The organism is Immundisolibacter sp. (assembly GCF_041625615.1).
GTDB lineage: Bacteria > Pseudomonadota > Gammaproteobacteria > Immundisolibacterales > Immundisolibacteraceae > Immundisolibacter.
In genome coordinates, this window is the sequence record NZ_JBFJTF010000157.1 from 1 (window position 1) to 4,755 (window position 4,755).

At 69.2% G+C, this 4,755-nt stretch carries 4 protein-coding genes; 2 read left to right on the forward strand and 2 right to left on the reverse strand.

Features of this window, described 5'->3' with window-relative positions:
• Positions 1-2,428, reverse strand: a 2,428-nt coding sequence (locus ABYX71_RS10480; RefSeq protein WP_372696444.1) for an acyl-CoA dehydrogenase, incomplete at its 3' end; no start/stop codon positions are given.
• Between the two features lie 107 nt (positions 2,429-2,535).
• Here ABYX71_RS10480 and ABYX71_RS10485 point away from each other — a divergent pair.
• Positions 2,536-3,147, forward strand: a complete 612-nt coding sequence (locus ABYX71_RS10485) for a cysteine hydrolase family protein (RefSeq protein ID WP_372696445.1) — start codon at positions 2,536-2,538, stop codon at positions 3,145-3,147.
• 71 nt (positions 3,148-3,218) lie between these two features.
• Positions 3,219-4,553 carry a Rieske 2Fe-2S domain-containing protein gene (locus tag ABYX71_RS10490; RefSeq protein WP_372696446.1) on the forward strand — a complete coding sequence of 445 codons (1,335 nt, stop codon included), beginning with the start codon at positions 3,219-3,221 and terminating at the stop codon, positions 4,551-4,553.
• Between the two features lie 13 nt (positions 4,554-4,566).
• Here ABYX71_RS10490 and ABYX71_RS10495 read toward each other — a convergent pair.
• Positions 4,567-4,755, reverse strand: a 189-nt coding sequence (locus ABYX71_RS10495) for a hypothetical protein (RefSeq protein WP_372696447.1), incomplete at its 5' end; no start/stop codon positions are given.

Here is a 4,755-nt window from a genome sequence, read left to right on the forward strand (position 1 = left end):
CCGCGCCGCGACGCGGCAGGCTGTCGGCCGGGAACTCGTCCACTGCGATGATCTGCGCCAGTTGTGCCTGCCAGGCGTCCAGCAGGGCCGCCTCCTCGGCATCCAGCACGCCGGCGGCCTGGGCCTGCGCCAGAAGATCCTCGGCCGCCGCCAGGGTGCCCGACTTGAGCGCACCGCGTAGCTTGCGCTGTGCCTGAGCGGCGGCATCGGCCTGCTCGATCGCCTGCTCCAGGCGACCGACGGCCTCGTCCGCGTCACGCGTCAGGAAGATGCCATCGGTCAGGCGGTCGCGTGCCGCCCCGGGCGCGAGCAGAAGCTCCGCCACCTGCCCACCGAAGGCGTCGTCCGGGCCACGCCCCGGACGCCCGGCCGGAAACACCAGCGCCCGCAGCAGCCAGGCCAGCGGCCGGCTGGGGTAGTTGGCCAGCAGGCCGTCGAAGGCACTTGCCATGCGCGCCAGACCATCCTCCAGCGCCCAGCACAGCAGTGGCAGCTCATCGTCCGGCCGACCGTCGGCCGTGTGTTGCCACAACACGGCGCTGGCCAGGTACAGCTCGGACAGCACATCGCCCAGCCGCGCCGACAGGTGCTCGCGGCGCTTGAGGTCACCGCCCACCGCCAGCAGGGTGACATCCGCCGCCACCGCGAACGCGGCGCTCATCCACGACAGGCGCTGCTGATACCGGCCCAGGAGCCCGCTGTCCGGTGTCCGCGCCAGGCGGCCTCGGCTGACACCGAGCCAGAAGCTGCGCGCCGCATTGCCCAGCAGGTGGGCGCCGTGCGCCAGAATCAGCGTATCGAAGCGCTGCAGGGCCGCCGTGTCGTCCGCCCCCTGCGCGGCCTGCATCTCCTCGAACAGGTACGGATGCGCGCGCACCGCGCCCTGGCCGAAGATGATCAGGCTGCGGGTCAGGATGTTGGCACCCTCGACCGTCACCGCGACCGGCATCACCTGGTAGTAGCGGGCCAGGAAGTTGCGTGGGCCGAGCATGATGCCGCTGCCGGCCTGCACATCCATGGCGTCGTTGACCACCCGACGGCCGCGCTCGGTGAGGTGATACTTGAGGATGGCGGTGAGCACGGCCGGCTTCTCGCCGGCGTCGAGGCCCTGGAGGGTCAGACGACGGGCAGCATCCATCTGATAGCAGCGCCCGCCGATACGCGCCAGCGCCTCCTGCACGCCCTCGAAGCGGCCGATCGGCACGCCAAACTGCTCGCGCACCCGGGCGTAGGCACCGGTGTGCCGCGCCGCCACCTTGGCCACGCCGGTGGCCAGCGCCGGCAGCGAGATGCCACGCCCCTCGGACAGACAGCTGACCAGCATCTGCCAGCCGCGCCCGATGCCCGCCTCGCCGCCAATGATCCACTCGAGCGGTGCGAACACGTCCTGACCGAACAGCGGGCCGTTCTGGAACGGCACGTCCAGCGGCAGATGCCGATCGCCGCGCCGTACCCCCGGCGTGTCGGCCGGCAGCAACAACACGGTGATGCCGCGCTCGACCTCGCCCCCGAGCAGGCCGTCGGGGTCGCGCAGCTGGAAGGCCAGGCCGATCAGCGTCGCCACCGGCGCCAGGGTGATGTAGCGCTTGGCGAAGGTCAGGCGCACGCCGAGCACCTCACGCCCGTCGACCTCGCCGCGGCACACCACGCCAACGTCCGGCACCGCGGCGGCGTCCGATCCGGCCTGTGGGCCGGTCAGCGCAAAGCACGGAATCTCCTGCCCCCCCGCCAGGCGCGGCAGGTAATGCTCACGCTGCTGCGGCGTACCGTAGTGACGCAGCAGTTCGGCCGGGCCGAGCGAGTTGGGCACCATCACCGTGATGGCGGCGGTCACGCTGCGGCTGGCCAGCTTCATCACCACCGCCGAGTGGGCGCGGTGGCTGAAGCCCTTGCCGCCGAACTCGCGCGGGATGATCAGGCCGAAAAAGCCTTCCTCGCGCAGCATCTGCCACAGTTCGGGCGGCAGATCGGCATCGTGGTGGGTGATGCGCCAGTCGTCCAGCAACGCACAAAGCCGTTCCACCGGCCCGTCCAGGAAGGCCTGCTCCTGCGCGCTGAGCGCTTGCGGAGCGATGTCCTCGAGCCGCTTCCAATCCGGGCGGCCCGAGAACAATTCGCGCTCCCACCACACGGTGCCGGCCGCCATCGCCTCGCGCTCGGTCTCGGACAACGGCGGCAACTGGCGGCGGTAGAACGCGAGCAAACGCGAGGTTATCTGTTCGCGCCGCAGGCCATCGGCGTGCATCAGCACCACCCAGGCCGCCCACACCAGCCAGGCCGGCAGCGCCAGCCAGGCGCTCCAGCCGCTCACGCTGGCCAGCAGCAAAGTGGCGCCGATGGCCACGGCCGCCGCGGTACGTCCGAGCTGGCGGTAGGCGGCGACGGAAGCGACCGCCAACACCGCAAGCAGCCACAGCAGGGCGCTCATTGCTCACCCCCCGCGCGGCGCCGGCGCCATTGCCGCGCCAGCCGACGGCACCTAGAATCCGACCGACCGTTCAGGCATTCCGTCCGCGTTACTTCTGGAGAACCTTCATGGCCCTGACCATCGACAAGTCCAAGACCGCCCTCCTGGTCATGGACGTGCAAAACGACATTACCCATCCCGATTCCCCCATGGCACAGCAGTTGGGCTTTGCCGGGATGATCCAGAAGACGGACATGCTTAACAAGCTGCGCGGCCTGATGGATGCCTGCCGGGAGAAGGGCGTGCCGGTGATTCACGTGCTGATCGACCTGGAAGCCGGCGTCCAGCCGCGCTGGCCGCACCGCGGCGCATTCTTCCAGCTGGTGTCCGGCGGCAACGTGTGCAAGCGCGGCACCTGGGGTGGCGACGCGGCCGATCTGGTCAAGCCGCTGCCCGGCGAGACCATCGTCTACAAATGCATCTTCAGCGCCTTCGTCAGCTCCGGCCTGCAGGAAGTGCTCGACAGCCAGGGCATTACCGACCTCATCCTGAGCGGTGTCAGCACCGACGCGGTGGTGGAATCGACCGCCTGGGACGCCAATGACCGCGGCTACAGCAACATCCTGGCCGAGGACTGCTGCGTGTGCGCCACGCAGGAAGCGCATGACATCACCGTCCAGCGCATGGCCGGGCGCTGCGACGTGGCCACGTCGGCCGACATCATCGCCGCCCTGGGCTGAGCCGAAGCCCACGCCGCAACAATCAGGCGGGCGCGATGACGCCCGCCGCACCCAAGAGCAGGAGAACCGCCATGGACCAGATGACCGACGCCGCCGGCCTGAGCCTGTCCGAATTGCTGGACTGCGTGCGTGACGGGCCGGAGGAGGGCCGCTTCGAGGTGGCGCGGCGCATCTTTGCCGATCCGGCCATCTTCGAACTCGAGATGCGCAACATCTTCGAGTCGACCTGGGTCTATCTGGCGCACGAGAGCCAGATCCCGCAGGCCAACGACTTCGTGGCCGCCCGCATCGGCCGCAGCCCGGTGCTGGTGACGCGCGGCGAGGACGGAAAGGTGCACGCCTTCCTGAACAGCTGCTCGCACCGCGGCGCCGAACTGACCGCCAGCAAGCGCGGCAACAAGCGCCACCTCACCTGCCCGTACCACGGCTGGGTGTACGACAGCGCCGGCCGCTGCGTCAACGTGGACGCCAAGGAACGCGGCGGGTATCCGGCCTATTTCGAGACCCTGTCGCACGACCTCGCCAAGGTCAGGGTAGGCGTCTACCGGGGCTTCATCTTCGGCAGCCTGAACGATGCCGTAGAGCCAATCGAGCAGCACCTGGGCGGCGCCGCGCGCGTCATCGACGCCATGGCCGACCAGTCGCCGGACGGCCTCGAGCTGGTGCGCGGCGGCATCCGCTACACCTGCAACGCCAACTGGAAGATGCAGCTCGAGAACATCGACGGCTATCACTTCTTCCCGGTGCACACCAACTACATCGGGCTGATCGTCGAGCGCCAGAAAAAGGCCGGAAACACGATCAAGACCATCGACCCGACACAGATGGCCAGCCTGCCCGGTGGCTGCTACCAGTTCGAGAACGGCCACATCATGGACTGGGCGCTCATGCCCAATGGCGACGAACGGCCGCTGGGTTTCCAGCGTGAGCGCATCACGCGCGAGTTCGGCCCGGATCAGGCGCAGTGGATGATCGACGCCATCCGCAATCTCGCCATCTTCCCGAACCTGCTTCTCATGGACCAGTCGTCCAGCACGGTGCGCATCGTGCATCCGCTGGCCGTGGACAGGACCCTGGTGGAGGTCTACTGCGTTGCTCCCAAGGGCGAACCCGCGGCGGCGCGCGAACGACGCCTGCGCCAGTTCGAGGACTTCCTGGGCCCGGCCGGCATGGCCACGCCGGACGATCAGTCCGTGATGGAGGCCTGTCAGCGTGGTTTCACCGCCACCGGTCAGCCGTATCTACAGGGGCATTTCCGCGGCGCCGCGCGCCAGCTGCAGGGCGCCGACGACAACGCCCGCCGACTGGGTCTGGCGCCGCAGGTCAGTACCGGTGACATCGACGACGAGGTGTTCACCCACGGCCAGTACCGGCAGTGGCTGCGACTGATGACGCAGGCCGGCTGAGCCGGCCCACCCGTCATGGATGGGCGGTGGTCCGCAGGCTGCCGGTCAGCAGCCGGTAGCGGTTGAGGTCGGCAGCGAAACGTTCGACGATCTCGGCATGCTCGGCGCGAATGCGCGCCGCGAACTCGAGCTGCTCGGACAAGTCGTCTTCGGTGCTCGCCCGACGCTCCAGCACAACGGCCGGTGGCGCCCGCCCATCGTC

Coding starts and splice junctions, on each gene's coding strand:
- ABYX71_RS10485 (WP_372696445.1), top strand. CDS start 2,536: ATGGCCCTGACCATCGACAAGTCCAAGACCGCCCTCCTGGTCATGGAC.
- ABYX71_RS10490 (WP_372696446.1), top strand. CDS start 3,219: ATGGACCAGATGACCGACGCCGCCGGCCTGAGCCTGTCCGAATTGCTG.